We start from the raw sequence: 15,125 nt of genomic DNA, 5'->3' as shown, positions 1-15,125 counted from the left end.
CCGCAAGGCCGCCGTCGGCCGGAGAGGCTACTTCTTCAAGACAGAGACTTCTTCTTCAAGACCAGGCGGCGGTAGGTGAACCAGGCGAGGATCAACGCGATCACCGTCATCGCGCCAAAGGCGAGGGCGGCGTTGGCAACCGTCTGGTCCCAGATGGTCTCTTTTTGTGTGGACGGCGAGGACGGTGAGACAGCGCGCAGGTCAACGGCATTCGCGGCAGCGGCGTACCCCCACCGGGCCGGGAAGATCCACGACAACTGCTCGAGGCCGACCCGCCCGGCGAGAGGGAACAACCCGCCGCAGAAGACGAGTTGCACCATCACGACCACCACGAGTGGTGGCATCGTCTGTTCACTCGACCGGACCGCCGCCGAGATGGCGAGTCCGATCAGCGTGCTGACGCATCCCAAGAAGGCGATGGCGACGAACAACTCGAGGGCACCGGCGGTGAACAGGCCAGGCCCCGGAGTTCCCTTGCCCGCGTACGTGATTGCGACCATCACCGCACACTGCAGCACGGAGACGACAAAAAAGACCACGACTTTGGCCAGCAGGTAGGCGCCGGGGCGAAGCCCCACTGCCCGTTCCCGGACAAAGATGGCCCGCTCCCCGACCAGGTCACGCACGGTCAGAGCCGCGCCCATGAAACTCGCCCCGACCACCAGCACGACCAGGATCTGGACTGTCTCACCAAGACTCGCACTGCTGTTCACATCGAAGCCCGCAGTGCCGGGGATCACCAGCGACAGGAGCCCGAGCACGATCGGCAGCAGCGCCAAGAACACCAGGTAACCGGTGTCTGCCAGGATCAGCCGAACTTGTCGTCGCGATACCGTCGACGTCTGGCGCGTGACACTGGTCTGGGGCGGGCGTATCGGCGACCCGGCCCGCCGACTCGGTGATCTGGCCGGCGGGCGTCGATTCCGGGCCCGATAGCGCTCGTGAGCGGCGTCCGGTTGCTCTGCGACGTATGCGAAGATCTCAGCCCAGTCCTCGGTGCCCATCGCCGGGCCGACTGCCCCAGGACTGCCGCAATAGGCGGTCTTGCCGCCCGGAGCGAGCAACAGCACCTGGTCACACATCGACAGGTACGTCAAGGAGTGCGTCACCACGATGACCACACGTCCGGCGTCGGCCAGTCGGCGAAGAGTCGACATGACCTGACGGTCCAGCGCGGGGTCGAGCCCAGAGGTCGGCTCGTCGAGGATGAGCAGAGATGGGCCGGTGAGCAACTCCATCGCCACCGACGCCCGTTTCCGTTGCCCGCCGGACAGCTTGTCCACCCTGGTGTCGAGGTGCTCGATGAGCTGCAGTTCGGCCAATACGCCGTGAATGACGTTGTCGCGGTCGGCCGTGCTCATGTCCGGTGGCAATCTGAGTTCAGCTGCGTAGCGAAGCGCCTGTCGCAAGGTGAGCCGTCGATGCAGCACATCGTCCTGTGGCACCATTCCGATGCGCGTGCGCAGCGCCTCGTATTCGGCGTGCACACTGCGGCCTTCGAAGGTGACGGTTCCGGTGGACGGGTTCGCCCCGCCGGCGACGATCTTCGACACCGTCGACTTACCCGCCCCAGAAGGTCCGATGACGGCGGTGAGGCTCCCGGGCCCGGCCGCGAACTCGACCTCGTGAAGCAATTGTTTGCCGTCGATGTTCAGCCCGATCGCCTGCACGTGGAGACCGTCTGCGACCGCGGCTTGTGACTGTCCCCGGACAATCGTGCCGCCCTGGACCACGAAGTCGCTGTTCCCGATGGTGACCACGCTGCCCTCGGTGAGCAGCTGCCTGCTGATCCGCCGGCCGTCGACGTAGGTGCCGTTCACCGATCGGAGGTCCTCGATGACCAGCCCCTGCGGCGTCGCGGTCAGTTGGGCATGGCGACGCGAAGCGAGAACGTCACTGACGACGATGTCGTTGTCCGGGGTGCGGCCGATACTCATTCGTGCCGAAGCCCCGATGTCGATGGCCTCTCGCCGCCCGGAGCCGGCCTGGGGGCTGATGTGGCCGTCCGGACTGATCTGGTAGACCGCCGACATGTTCTGATGCAGTGCCTGCAGGTGTGGCGCCGCTGAGGCCCCACTGAATCCTGGGGGTGCCGATCGCATGGGCGACGGATTCGCTCGAGGGGGTGGCTGGGCACCGCGGTGTGGAATCGGGGCCGACCGGTACTGGGCCGGCCCAGCATGTCCGCCGGAAGCCGGCTGCACCACCGCGATGTCGACCAGCGGCCCGGCCACGTTGTCGCCCACACGAATTCGATGGTTGCCCGACAGCATCATGCCGGTCAGCCGCACGCCGTCCGCGTAGAAACCGTTGGTGCTGCCCACATCGACCATTCGCCAGGCGTCGCCCGCCCACTCGATGGCCAGATGGTGGCGCGAGACCATGGGGTGGACGATCGGTATGTCATTGTCCGGGGTGCGCCCGATGGTGAAGCGTCCGGCCTGTCTCAGGCGCTGCTCGGTGCCGTCTACCCAAATGCGGAGCGGCGTAGGCGATGCGTTCATTAACGCATCACTGTAGACGGCCCCGACCGCGGCGACGCGGTTCGTGCAGGCAAACGGGCATCCGCCGTCCGGAGACAGAAGAGCGGTGGAGACGAAGTCTCGACTTCGTCCCCACCGCTCCTGACTCTGCGTGAGGTGTTACAGGTACTGACCGGTGTTGGTCTCGGTGTCGATCGCCCGGCTCGCACCCGAACTCTTGCCCGTGACCAGTGTGCGGATGTAGACGATCCGCTCACCCTTCTTGCCCGAGATCCTCGCCCAGTCGTCGGGGTTGGTGGTGTTCGGCAGGTCTTCGTTCTCAGCGAACTCGTCGAGGATGGAATCGAACAAGTGCTGGATCCGAAGGCCTCCCTGGCCCGTTTCCAACTGCGACTTGATGGCGTACTTCTTGGCGCGGTCCACCACGTTCTGGATCATGGCTCCGGAGTTGAAGTCCTTGAAGTACATGATCTCTTTGTCGCCGTTGGCGTAGGTGACCTCCAGGAAGCGGTTGTCGTCACTCTCTGCGTACATTCTCTCGACGACCCGCTCGATCATCGCCTTGACGCACGCCGCACGGTCCCCGCCGAACTCGTTGATGTCGTCGGGGTGCACGGGCAGTGTCGGGACCAGGTACTTGGAGAAGATGTCTATCGCCGATTCGGCATCGGGACGCTCGATCTTGATCTTCACATCGAGGCGACCCGGACGCAGGATGGCCGGATCGATCATGTCCTCGCGGTTGGAGGCACCGATGACGATGACGTTCTCGAGACCCTCCACACCGTCGATCTCACTGAGCAGCTGAGGCACGACTGTGGTCTCGACGTCAGAAGAGACGCCGGAACCGCGGGTACGGAAGATCGAGTCCATCTCGTCGAAGAAGACGATGACCGGGGTGCCCTCGGACGCCTTCTCGCGAGCCCGCTGGAAGATCAGGCGGATGTGGCGTTCGGTCTCGCCGACGAACTTGTTGAGAAGCTCGGGACCCTTGATGTTCAGGAAGTACGACTTCGCCTCTTTGGCATCATCACCACGCGCCAGCGCGATCTTCTTGGCCAGCGAGTTGGCGACAGCCTTGGCGATGAGGGTCTTGCCGCATCCGGGAGGGCCGTAGAGCAGCACGCCCTTCGGTGGCCGCAGCGAGTACTCGCGGAACAGGTCTTTGTGCAGGAACGGCAGTTCGACGGCGTCGCGGATCTGCTCGATCTGGCGGCCGAGCCCACCGATGTCCTCGTACCCGACATCGGGCACCTCTTCCAGAACCAGGTCCTCGACCTCGGCCTTGGGAACCCGCTCAAAAGCGAAGCCGGCTTTGGTGTCGATGAGCAGGGAGTCGCCGGGGCGCAGTTTGCGATTACCCTCGACCTCCGAGAGCACACTCTCGCTCAGCGGTTCGGCCAGCCACACCACCCGTTCCTCGTCGGCATGACCGACGACAAGGGCCCGCTGGCCGTCCTGGAGGACCTCGCGCAAGGTGCTGATCTCACCCACCGAGTCGTAGGACCCGGCTTCGACGATCGTCAGGGCCTCGTTCAGACGCACGGTCTGACCGCGACGAAGCGTGTCCAGATCGATGTTGGGAGAGCACGTCAGTCGCATCTTGCGGCCCGAGGTGAAGACGTCCACCGTCGAGTCCTCGAAGATCTCGAGGAGGACGCCGTAGCCACTGGGCGGTTGGCCGAGCCGGTCCACCTCTTCGCGCAAGGCGATGAGCTGTGCCCGGGCCTCTTTGAGGGTCTCGAGCAGCTTGGCGTTGCGCGTCGTGAGCGTGTCGACACGTGCCTGCATGTCGTCGTCTCCGACTTTGCCGTACGAGCCGCCTCCCGGTGTGGGGACGGCCCCGGTGGCAGGGCGCGAAGACGATCCCCACTCGGCATCGGTCGCGGCCGAACCTTGTGGACCGCGACTCTGCCGAGGCTCGTCGTTGCTGGAATCCGTCATTTCTGACTCCTCTCCCCGAGTCGACTCTGCGCCACCACCACGTGGTGTTTTAGCGATCGACTCGTTACCCGAGGTTACCGGCGAATCGACCGGCTTGCCTCACGCCCCGCGGCACGTGGTGTTGTAGATGTGTTAATAGTGTGTCGCCGCAAGGTTTTCCGACGCTACACCAAGCAGGTCAGCCCTTGCTGGGACGCCGATGAGGCCTGGGCGGTGCGGTACCCTCCGCCAGGCGTCGGGTGGTCACCAGAAATGCGGTGTGACCTTGCATTTTGTGTCCGGGGCGGACGGCCAGACCGACCACGTTCCAGTCGCGTACCAGTGATTCCCAGGCGCGCGGTTCGGTCCAGCACTGTTGCTCACGGATCGCCTCGACCACTCGGGACAATTGGGTCACCGTCGCCACATAAACGGTCAGCACCCCGCCCGGCTTCAGGGCTCGACGCACCGTGTCGAGCGTTTCCCACGGCGCCAGCATGTCCAGGACCACGCGGTCGACGTCGGCAGTCCCGGGGTGGTCGGACAGGTCGGCCAGGGTCAGATCCCAGTTCGGCGGTGGTCCGCCGAAGAACTCGTTGACATTGCGGACCGCATGCTCGGCGTGGTCCTCGCGCACCTCGTAGGACAGGACCCGGCCGTGCTCGCCGACAGCGCGTAGTAGCGAGCAGGTCAGGGCGCCCGACCCGGCACCCGCCTCGAGAACGGTGCATCCGGGATGGACGTCGCCCTCCATCACGATCTGTGCCGCGTCCTTGGGGTAGATGACCTGGGCACCGCGAGGCATCGACAACACGTAATCGATGAGCAACGGGCGCAGCGCAAGGTACGGCGTCTGCGATGTGGACTTGACGACGATTCCCTCGTCCGACCCGATGAGGTCGTCATGCGCGATGGCGCCCTTGTGAGTGTGGAAGCTCTTGCCGGCTTCGAGCCGGACGGTGAACTTCCGGCCCTTGGCGTCGGAGAGCTGCACGCGGTCGCCGACGGCAAACGGACCTGTTGTTGACATGGGGCGGTGAGCCTTCCCTCGATGCGCGGATCTGAACCTGAGCGGCATCGGATACCCACGGACTCGAAATGATCGTTGTTGTCGTTGGTCAGGCATACCCTGCCAGGTGTGAGTCTCAGTACCGAATTGTGCCCCGACACGAGTGCAGCCGGCCGGCCGCCTCGAGGAGTGCCCACGCAGACCGGCACCGCTGCCAAGGCGGTCCGGGCCCCGGCGCTCTCGCCCAGCCGTGCAGGTGACTACAAGCAGTGTCCGTTGCTCTATCGGTACCGGGCGATCGACCGACTTCCGGAGAGCCCGACCCAGGCCCAGGTCAAGGGCACCGTGGTGCATGCGGCTCTGGAAAACCTGTTCGACATGCCGGCTGGACTGCGGGTGCCCGAGTCGGCCGAGCTTCTCGTGGACGGCGCGTGGGGTGCGCTATGCGAGGAGACGCCCGAACTACGCGACCTGGTTCCCGATGACCAGGTCGACCGGTTCCTTGCCGACGCGCACAAGCTCATCTCGACTTACTACACGCTGGAGAATCCAACCGCCTTCACACCGGAATCGTGTGAATTGCGGGTGGAGGTGGACCTGACCGAGGACGACGACGACCCCGATCGGGTGTTGTTGCGCGGCTTCGTCGACCGGATCGACGTCGCACCCGACGGCCGCGTACGAGTGGTCGACTACAAGACCGGGCGCTCCCCCGGCGAGAGTTTCGAATCACGTGCGCTGTTCCAGATGAAGTTCTACGCGCTGGCGATCTACCGGCTCCGCGGGATCGTTCCGGCCCGCCTCCAACTGCTTTACCTCGCCGATGGCCAGAGCCTGATCTACACACCCGAGAAGGCCGAGCTCGATCGATTCGCCAAGACGCTCACGGCGATCTGGAAGGCCATCCTGAAAGCCGGTGCAACAGGGGACTTCCCACCGAAGCGCAGTCGGATGTGTCAGTGGTGCGACCACAAGGCCCACTGCCCGGAGTTCGGCGGGACGCTGCTTCCCTACCCCGGATGGCCGTCGTCGCCGGGTGAGACGAGCCATGCGGAGGCCGTGTCGGAGTAGGTGGTTGAATCACCCCTTGTGTCTGCGCAACCCGCCTACTTCATCCCTCTGGGCCATGACGGCGAATTCGATCATTTCGAACCCACCGAACACACGGTGAGCGTGTGGGGTGCCGATCTGCAACACGGCGGCCCACCGACCGGATTGCTGACTCGAGCACTGCTGCGTCACGAGCCGGACGCGTCACATTCGTTCACACGCATAGCAATCGACATCCTCGGTCCGGTCGGGATGACCGAGAACCGGGTGTCGACGACCGTGCTGCGGCCGGGTAGACAGATCAGTCTGCTCGCGTCAGAACTGTCGGTGAAACAACCCGACGGCAGCTTTCGGATTGCCGCGCGAGCCACCGGATGGCGCCTTGCCACGGCCGACACCGCCACGGTGGAGCATTCCGTCACGCCGGCACTGACGCCGCTTCCGGACGAGCTCGAAGGGACGATCGGCCTGGCAGGCGTCGGGCCACTCGATGCCGCGGACTGGGGTTCTGTCGGGTTCGTGGGCACGCTGGAACACCGTCTGATCGACCGAGCCGCACACGGCCCGAGTCGCGCCTGGGTCCGTCCGACCCTGCCGCTTGTCGCCGGCGAGGAGACAACCGACCTCGAGAAGTTCTTCACCGTGCTCGACGTTGCGAACGGCGTCGGATCGCGACTGGCGATCGGCGATTGGACGTTCATGAACACCGACACCACAGTCCACCTCCACCGCGAGCCGGTCGGAGACTGGACGGGTATCTCGGCCGAGATGGCTGTGGGCCCGAACGGCTACGGCGCGACGTTCGCCGATCTCTTCGACACCGCTGGGCCGGTCGGGCGATCTGCGCAGACCGTACTCATCCGCCCGGTGTAGGGGTTCGCTCAGAAGCGGCAGGACCGGATGTCGGAGGCGAGGATCGCCTTGGCACCCAGTTCGGACAGCTCGTCCATCAGGTTTTGGTGCTGTTTGCGTGGTACCAGCGACCGGACGGCCACCCACTTGTCGTCGGCCATGGGTGCAACCGTGGGCGATTCGAGTCCAGGCGTGATCTTGATCGCCGAGTCGAGCAAGCTTTTCGGGCAGTCGTAGTCGAGCATGACGTATCGCTGGCCGAACACGACGCCCTGCACGCGGGCGATGAAGCGGTCGGCGGCCTTGGAGCGGTCGGCGCCCGCCCGTTGCACCAGCACTCCCTCGGAGTCGCAGAGTGACTCACCGAACGCGGTCAGATCGTGCTGGCGGAGTGTGCGACCGGACCCCACCACGTCCGCGATGGCGTCGGCAACGCCGAGCTGGATAGAGATCTCGACAGCGCCGTCGAGCCGGATGATGGTGGCCTCGATGCCCTTCGACGCGAGGTCACCGCGAACGAGGTTGGGATACGAGGTGGCAATGCGCTTGCCCGCAAGGTCGGCGACCGACCACTGCTGCTCGGTCGGCGCCGCGTAGCGGAAGGTCGACGAACCGATGCCGAGAGCAAGGCGTTCTTCGACGTCCGCACCGGAGTCGAGTGCCAGATCCCGTCCGGTGAGACCGAGGTCCAGCTCCCCCGACCCGACGTAGATCGCGATGTCCTTGGGCCGCAGGAAGAAGAACTCCACCTCGTTCGCCGGATCGAGAACGGTGAGGTCTTTGGCATCCGAGCGGCGCCGGTAGCCGGCCTCACTGAGGATCTCGGCGGCGGACTCGGAAAGCGCCCCCTTGTTGGGAACGGCAACGCGCAGCATGGGTGGTCCTATCGGGGAACGGGCGATTCGGGAAGACGGCCGCAGGGCCGTCTCACAGGTGTTTGTAGACGTCGTCGAGAGTCAGGCCGCGTTTGATCATCATCACCTGAAGCCAATAGAGCAACTGAGATATCTCTTCGGCGGTCGCCTCCGCACTCTCATGCTCGGCAGCGAGCCACACCTCGCCGGCTTCCTCGATGATCTTCTTGCCGAGGGCGTGTACTCCCTTGTCGAGAGCGGCAACCGTTCCGCTTCCCTCGGGACGGGTGGCGGCCCGATCGGTCAACTCGGCGAACAGCTCATCGAAGGTCTTCACGGTGCTCAAGTGTTCCATTGGACGCCGCGGCGAGGTCGTCGAGGGTCAGTCCGACGAGGCTCTCACGCAATGTGCGACGCGGACCACCGGGAACCGGCGCCTCCGACGGGATGACGATCACTGCGCAGCCGGCAGCGGTGGCCGCCTGTGACCCGGTCGGCGAATCCTCCATGGCCAGGCAGTGCGACGGGTCGACGCCGAGCAGCCGTGCCGCCTTCAGGTAGGGGTCAGGTTGGGGCTTGCCGAGCGGTACCTCGTCGCCACACACTGTCGCCTCGAACCGGTGTCTCCCGATCGTCTCGAGCGCCTCGTCGGTCAACTCGCGTTCGGTGTTGGTCACCAACGCCATCGCGATGCCCTGCTCACCGATGAGGTCGAGGGCCTCGCGAGCTCCGGGCATCCAGGGAATCCCGAGCTTGAACAGCGCCGACACCCGCGCGCGGAGCCACGCGGCCCGGCCGGGATAGTCGCGTTCGCCGTCGGCCACACCCGCGGCCACGAACACCTTGGTCAACGCGTCGGTCATCGAATTGCCGAGCGTCGATTGCCGCAGTGCATGGTCCATCTTGATGCCCAGGTCGGCAGCGAGGTCGGCCATCGCGACGTCCCACAGCTTTTCCGAGTCGAGCAGTGTGCCGTCCATGTCCCAGAAGACGGCGTCGGGTAGATCGCTCACCACGTCATCCTTGCCGACGCCGGCTCAGGAAGAAAATCGCGGCCTGTCACTAGCGCTTGCCGGCACTCCACGCATAGGGCAGTTCGGTGCCGTTGAGGACGTACGCCCCGACCGCCTGCGACTTGAAGATCGATGGATTGTGCGTGGAGATCGTCCGCGCGTTGCGCCAGTGTCGATCCAGTCGCAGGCTCTCGGAGGTGATGGACGCCCCGCCGACCTCGAAGAGCTGTGTGGTCGCGGCCAGGACCAGATCGATGACGGTCAATTGTGCTTGTGCCGCAGCGAGTTCGGCGCGATCGAGCAACTCCGGATCCTGAGCGGTCGAACTGTCGACAAGTACCTCGTCGAGGACGTCGGCCACTGCCAGCACCGCCGCCCGCGCAGTGAACGCGGCACTCGACAGCTTTCCGATGACCTGCTGCACCAGCGGATCCTCCCTGGGCAGATCCGCGGCGGCATGGGTGTACGAGCGAGTCCGATCGCGAACCCACGCTGCGGCATCGTCGGTGGCGCGCTGGGCGATGCCCGCCAGCACGGCCAGTTGCACCAGCTGCAGATACGACGTGGCGTAGGTCTTTCCCGCGTCGCCGTATCCCGGTCCCAGGATACGGTCTGGGCTCACCACGACATTGTTGAATTCCGTTGTGCCGCTGGCCGTCAGCCTTTGTCCGAAGCCATCCCAGTCGTCATGCTGGGTGACGCCGTCGGCGTGTGCGTCGACGAGCACCGACACACGTTCGCCGTCCTGGTCCGCGGCGACCAATATGTGGTCTGAATACAGCGACCCGGTGCTGTAGTACTTCGTGCCGTTGAGCACCCACTGGTCGCCGTCACGGGTCAGGCGAGTCTGATACCGGTCCACGGCACCGACACCCGGTTCGGTGATCGCGTTGCCGACGAGAACACCCCCGGCAGTCGCACGAAGCCAGGTGTCACGCGCATCGCTCACCTCGGCGAGCCGCTGATCCTCGACGAAACTGAAGTGGACACGCAACGCCTGTGGAAGATTCGATTCCGCTGCGGCGAGGTCGATGAGAAGTCGGAACTGTTGGCGCACAGTGGCCCCGAGCCCGCCGAACTGGGCGGGTACCCGCAGTGCTCCGAAACCCAGTTCACGTAACCGGCCGACCTCCTCGTATGCCAACCTTCGATCCACCTCGCGCTCGGTCGCACCGGCGGCGATGCTTTCGAAGGCCGGACGAAAACGATCGTCGAGTTCGGTGTCGGTGAAGGCTCCGGCAGCAGCAACAGTTGATGTCATGGCATGAAGTGTTGGCCACGACCGCGCCAGAAGCACCAGTTCGACTCACGCTGAATCGAACTGGCGCCCACCTGACGAGTTGCCGCCTACGTGTTGAAGTACTTCGCTTCGGGGTGATGCAGCACAAAGGCATCCGTGGACTGCTCCGGATGGAGCTGCAACTCGTCCGACAATTCGACGCCGATGCGACCCGGGTCGAGCAGGTCCATCATCTTGGCCCGATCCTCCAGATTCGGGCAGGCGCCGTAACCGAACGAGAAGCGCGCGCCCCGGTACTTGAGATCGAAGAAGTCCTGCGGGTTGTCCGGATCCTCCGCGGCCATGGCGGTGTCACCGAAACGCAGTTCCTCCCGCACCCGCTGATGCCAGAACTCGGCAAGCGCCTCGGTCAGCTGAACACCGATGCCGTGCACCTCGAGGTAGTCGCGGTAGGCATCCTCGGCGAACAGCTTGTTGGCGAAGTCGGCGATCGGCTGCCCCATGGTGACCAGCTGGAACGGCAGAACGTCCACCTCGCCGGTCTCGATCGCGTCGGCGCGCGACCGGATGAAATCTGCGATGCAGAGAAAACGCCCTCGCTGCTGCCGCGGGAACTCGAAGCTGTGGCGGATCGGCGCGTCCGGGCGCGGCTCGGTGAGCACGTGCACCACGTCGCCTTCGCTGACGGCCGGGTAGAAACCGTAAACCACGGCGGCATGCTGCAGGATGTTCTCCGTCGCCAGCCGGTCTATCCAGTACCGCAGACGAGGACGCCCGTCGGTCTCCACCAGATCTTCGTAACTCGGCCCCTCACCGGCCCGGGCGCCGCGCAGACCCCACTGCCCCAGGAACAGGGCACGCTCGTCGAGCAACGACAGGTACTGAGCCACCGGCACACCCTTGACGATGCGTGACCCCCAGAACGGAGGCGTGGGTACCGGAAGCCCCGCGGCGACGTCCGAACGCTCGGGCACCACCACCGGTTCTGCCTCGGCCTTACGCTTTTCGGCGATGCGCTTGGACCGGTCGTGGCGCTTCTTGCGTTCGGCGGTCTTCTCCGCCGCTGCCAGAGCCTCGGGACTGTCGGGTGCCGGAGCACCGCCACGCTTGGTCAGCATGATGTCGTCCATCAGCCGCAGGCCCTCGAAAGCGTCTCGCGCGTAATGCACGTCGCCCTCGTAGGTCTCGCTGAGATCGTTCTCCACATAGGAGCGGGTCAGTGCCGCACCGCCGAGCAGCACGGGGAACTTCTCGGCCAGACCCCGGCTGTTGAGTTCCTTGAGGTTGTCCTTCATCACCACCGTGGACTTCACCAGCAGGCCGGACATCCCGATGACGTCGGCGTTCTTGTCCTCGGCGGCCTCGATGATGTTGGCGATCGGCTGTTTGATGCCGATGTTCACCACTTCGTAGCCGTTGTTCGACAAGATGATGTCAACGAGATTCTTCCCGATGTCGTGCACATCGCCCTTGACCGTGGCCAGCACGATGCGGCCCTTGCCGTCTTCTCCCGTGGCCTCCATGTGTGGCTCCAGATGCGCCACAGCCATTTTCATGACCTCGGCGCTCTGAAGGACAAACGGCAACTGCATTTGCCCGGACCCGAAGAGCTCACCGACCGTCTTCATGCCAGAGAGCAACGTCTCGTTGATGATCTCGAGCGGTGGCACCTGTGTCATGGCCTCGTCGAGATCGTCGGTGAGGCCGGCTCGTTCGCCGTCGACGATCCGGCGTTCGAGACGCTCGAAGAGCGGAAGCTTTGCCAGTTCCTGCGCGCGGCTCTCCCGCGCCGACGCCGCCGAGACGCCCTCGAACAGCTGCATGAGCTTCTGCAGCGGGTCGTAGCCTTCCCGGCGCCGGTCGTAGACCAGGTCGAGGGCGATCTCCCGGTGATCGTCGGGGATCCGGGCCATCGGCAGGATCTTGGAGGCGTGGACGATGGCCGTGTCGAGACCTGCCTCCACACACTCGTGCAGGAACACCGAGTTGAGCACCTGACGGGCGGCGGCATTGAGTCCGAAGGACACATTCGAGATGCCGAGCGTGAAGTGGACGTCGGGATGACTCGCCTTCAGCCGGCGGATCGCCTCGATCGTTTCGATGCCGTCGCGTCGGACCTCTTCTTGACCTGTCGAGATGGGGAACGTGAGGGCATCGATGATGATGTCCTCTTCGTTCAGACCCCAGTTCTCGGTGATGTCGGTGATGAGGCGCTCGGCGACCTTCACCTTCCAATCGGCGGTTCGGGCCTGGCCCTCTTCGTCGATGGTCAGCGCAACAACCGCGGCGCCGTGCTTCTTGACCAGCTTCATCGTGCGGGTGAACCGCGATTCGGGGCCGTCGCCGTCCTCGTAGTTCACCGAGTTCACCGCGCAGCGTCCACCCAGGTGCTCCAGCCCGGCCTCGAGCACCTCGGGCTCGGTGGAGTCGAGCATGATCGGCAACGTCGAGGAGGTGGCCAGTCTGCTGGCGAGCGCGGACATGTCGGCGGCGCCGTCGCGACCGACGTAGTCGACGTTGAGGTCGAGCATGTGTGCACCGTCGCGCGTCTGATCCTTGGCGATGTCGAGGCACTTCTGGTAGTCCCCGGCGAGCATCGCGTCGCGGAACGCCTTCGACCCGTTGGAGTTGGTGCGCTCACCGATCATCAGGATGCTGGCGTCCTGATGGAACGGCACCGAGCTGTACAACGACGAGATCTCAGCGGCATGTTCCGGATGCCGTTCGGCCTTGTCGGCGCCGCGTACCGCTTCGGCGACCTGACGGATGTGCTCGGGTGTGGTGCCACAGCACCCACCGACGAACGACAGTCCGTACTCCTCGACGAAACCTTTGAGTGCCTCGGCGAGTTCTTCCGGCGTGAGCGGGTACTCGGCACCGTCTTTGCCCAGGGTCGGCAGTCCGGCGTTGGGCATCACGGACACGGGCACCCGGGCATGCCGGGTGAGATACCGGAGGTGTTCGTTCATCTCGGCGGGACCGGTGGCGCAGTTCAGACCGATCATGTCGATGCCCAGAGGCTCCAGCGAGGTGAGTGCGGCCCCGATCTCCGAGCCCAGGAGCATGGTGCCGGTGGTCTCCACCGTGACGTGGGTGATGATCGGGATCCGGCGGCCGAGCTCGTCCATCGCCTGCTGGGAACCGAGAACGGCGGCCTTCACCTGCAGAAGGTCCTGCGAGGTCTCGATCAAGATGGCGTCGGCACCGCCCTCGACCATTCCCAGCGCGCATTCCTGGTAAGCATCGCGGATCGCCGCGAAGGTGGTGTGGCCCAGAGTGGGGAGTTTGGTACCCGGCCCGATCGAACCGAGAACAAAGCGAGGGATGCCGTCGGCGCTTGGACCGACCTCGTCGGCGACCTCCCGGGCGAGCTTGGTGCCCTTGAAGGCCAACTCCCGGATGCGGTCCGCGATGTCGTAGTCGCCGAGGTTCGAGAGATTGCAACCGAACGTGTTGGTCTCGACCGCATCCGCGCCTGCCTCGAAATAGGCTCGGTGGATCTCCCGCAGGACGTCCGGGCGGGTGTCGTTGAGGATTTCGTTGCAGCCCTCGAGTCCCAGGAAATCGTCCAATGTCAGGTCCGCTGCCTGCAACATTGTTCCCATGGCACCGTCACCGATCAGGACGCGTTTGTTCATCGCGGCGAGCAATTCGGTATCGAATGATGCTGAAGTTGCGGCAGACATGGTTAACAGGGTAGTTCGCTCTCCATCGGTGTTCGGTCGTAGGCTGGATCAGTGAACGCTGAGCAGAGCGCAAACCTTCCACGATTGCGCCGCCCCACGCTGGTTGCTGCCTTCGAAGGGTGGAATGACGCCGGTGATGCGGCCAGCGGAGCGGTCGAACATCTCGAACTCGTCTGGGATGCTGTTCCGCTCGCCGACATCGATTCCGACGACTACTACGACTTCCAGGTCAACAGGCCGACCATCAAACAGATCGACGGGGTGACCCGGCGAATCGATTGGCCGACAACATCGATCTCGTACTGTACGCCGCCGGGATCGGACCGGGACATCGTTCTGCTGCGCGGTATCGAGCCGAACATGCGCTGGCGAGGGTTCTGCGCCGAGATCCTCGACATCGCCCGCAACCTCGAGGTGGACACCGTGGTCATCCTGGCGGCACTGCTCGCCGATACCCCGCACACCCGTCCGGTCCCGGTCACCGGCGCGGCCTACAGCAGTGAATCGGCCAAGCAGTTCAAGCTCGAGGAAAGTCGGTATGAAGGGCCTACCGGTATCACCGGTGTGCTGCAGGACGAATGTGTAAAGGCGGGGATCCCGGCCATCTCCTTCTGGGCCGCCGTTCCGCACTATGTGTCCACCCCACCCAACCCCAAGGCATCGGCAGCACTGCTCAGTCAGCTCGAGGAAGTGCTCGACGTCGAGGTCCCACTCGGCGAACTGCCGGAACAGGCAGAGGAATGGGAGCGCGCGGTCACCGAGATGACCGAGGACGACGAGGAGATCGCCGATTACGTCCGCGGCCTCGAAGAGCGCGGCGACGCCGAGGTCAGCGTGGACGAGACACTGTCGAAGATCGACGGCGATGCGCTGGCCGCCGAGTTCGAACGCTATCTCCGCAGGCGCGGTCCCGGCGGCAGTTTCGGCGCCTGAGGGCGCAGAACCGACCTTGATCACCGCCCGCCGGGCGATGCGGTGAGTTCTCGACAATCGAGATGTAACGCGGCTGCAAGTA

Annotated in this window: 11 protein-coding genes; 3 read left to right on the top strand and 8 right to left on the bottom strand. The window is 64.8% G+C overall.

The annotated features are described in order from the left end of the window. Positions 1-35: 35 nt before the first annotated feature. The 3 genes from ACVWY6_RS21385 to ACVWY6_RS21375 all read right to left on the bottom strand — a co-directional run bounded on the left by ACVWY6_RS21385 (position 36) and on the right by ACVWY6_RS21375 (position 5,436). On the bottom strand, positions 36-2,504 hold the full coding sequence (locus ACVWY6_RS21385) for an FHA domain-containing protein (RefSeq protein ID WP_457540763.1): 2,469 nt from the start codon (positions 2,502-2,504) through the stop codon (positions 36-38). A gap of 138 nt (positions 2,505-2,642) precedes the next feature. After that, positions 2,643-4,427 carry a proteasome ATPase gene (gene arc / locus ACVWY6_RS21380; RefSeq protein WP_457540761.1) on the bottom strand — a complete coding sequence of 595 codons (1,785 nt, stop codon included), beginning with the start codon at positions 4,425-4,427 and terminating at the stop codon, positions 2,643-2,645. 178 nt (positions 4,428-4,605) lie between these two features. Beyond that, positions 4,606-5,436 carry a tRNA (adenine-N1)-methyltransferase gene (locus ACVWY6_RS21375; protein ID WP_030162962.1) on the bottom strand — a complete coding sequence of 277 codons (831 nt, stop codon included), beginning with the start codon at positions 5,434-5,436 and terminating at the stop codon, positions 4,606-4,608. 108 nt (positions 5,437-5,544) lie between these two features. Here ACVWY6_RS21375 and ACVWY6_RS21370 point away from each other — a divergent pair, with 108 nt between their 5' ends. Both ACVWY6_RS21370 and ACVWY6_RS21365 read left to right on the top strand, forming a co-directional pair. Further along, on the top strand, positions 5,545-6,486 hold the full coding sequence (locus tag ACVWY6_RS21370; RefSeq protein WP_370623659.1) for a RecB family exonuclease: 942 nt from the start codon (positions 5,545-5,547) through the stop codon (positions 6,484-6,486). An 18-nt stretch (positions 6,487-6,504) separates the two neighbouring features. Continuing rightward, positions 6,505-7,338, top strand: a complete 834-nt coding sequence (locus tag ACVWY6_RS21365; protein WP_457540759.1) for a thioesterase family protein — start codon at positions 6,505-6,507, stop codon at positions 7,336-7,338. 8 nt (positions 7,339-7,346) lie between these two features. Here the strand turns inward: ACVWY6_RS21365 and hisG are convergent, their stop codons facing one another. The 5 genes from hisG to metH form a co-directional block, all read right to left on the bottom strand. Next, complete coding sequence (gene hisG / locus ACVWY6_RS21360) at positions 7,347-8,192, bottom strand: ATP phosphoribosyltransferase (protein WP_023959250.1); 846 nt, start codon at positions 8,190-8,192, stop codon at positions 7,347-7,349. Between the two features lie 52 nt (positions 8,193-8,244). Then, positions 8,245-8,508, bottom strand: coding sequence for a phosphoribosyl-ATP diphosphatase (locus tag ACVWY6_RS21355; protein ID WP_030162968.1), 264 nt, complete (start codon positions 8,506-8,508; stop codon positions 8,245-8,247). Further along, positions 8,492-9,184 carry an HAD family hydrolase gene (locus ACVWY6_RS21350; RefSeq protein WP_457540757.1) on the bottom strand — a complete coding sequence of 231 codons (693 nt, stop codon included), beginning with the start codon at positions 9,182-9,184 and terminating at the stop codon, positions 8,492-8,494. Before ACVWY6_RS21350 ends, ACVWY6_RS21355 begins: the two co-directional genes overlap by 17 nt. Positions 9,185-9,233: 49 nt before the next feature. After that, positions 9,234-10,445: an acyl-CoA dehydrogenase family protein gene (locus ACVWY6_RS21345; RefSeq protein ID WP_457540755.1), complete on the bottom strand. Its 1,212-nt coding sequence runs from the start codon at positions 10,443-10,445 to the stop codon at positions 9,234-9,236. 86 nt (positions 10,446-10,531) lie between these two features. Continuing rightward, positions 10,532-14,110 (bottom strand): methionine synthase, encoded by a 3,579-nt coding sequence (gene metH, locus ACVWY6_RS21340; protein WP_457540753.1) that lies wholly within the window; start codon positions 14,108-14,110, stop codon positions 10,532-10,534. A gap of 51 nt (positions 14,111-14,161) precedes the next feature. Between metH and ACVWY6_RS21335 the strand changes: the two genes are divergently transcribed. Further along, positions 14,162-15,043 (top strand): PAC2 family protein, encoded by an 882-nt coding sequence (locus ACVWY6_RS21335; protein WP_023959262.1) that lies wholly within the window; start codon positions 14,162-14,164, stop codon positions 15,041-15,043. Positions 15,044-15,125: the final 82 nt, after the last annotated feature.

The organism is Williamsia sp. R60 (assembly GCF_054063855.1).
The sequence above is the reverse complement of the archived record's forward strand: the minus strand, read 5'-3'. Positions and strand labels throughout refer to the sequence as shown.

Bases quoted from the DNA above. Each gene is read 5' to 3' on its own strand.
- metH (WP_457540753.1), bottom strand. From the start codon at position 14,110: ATGTCTGCCGCAACTTCAGCATCATTCGATACCGAATTGCTCGCCGCG.
- ACVWY6_RS21375 (WP_030162962.1), bottom strand. From the start codon at position 5,436: ATGTCAACAACAGGTCCGTTTGCCGTCGGCGACCGCGTGCAGCTCTCC.
- hisG (WP_023959250.1), bottom strand. From the start codon at position 8,192: ATGCTGCGCGTTGCCGTTCCCAACAAGGGGGCGCTTTCCGAGTCCGCC.
- ACVWY6_RS21385 (WP_457540763.1), bottom strand. From the start codon at position 2,504: ATGAACGCATCGCCTACGCCGCTCCGCATTTGGGTAGACGGCACCGAG.
- ACVWY6_RS21345 (WP_457540755.1), bottom strand. From the start codon at position 10,445: ATGACATCAACTGTTGCTGCTGCCGGAGCCTTCACCGACACCGAACTC.
- arc (WP_457540761.1), bottom strand. From the start codon at position 4,427: ATGACGGATTCCAGCAACGACGAGCCTCGGCAGAGTCGCGGTCCACAA.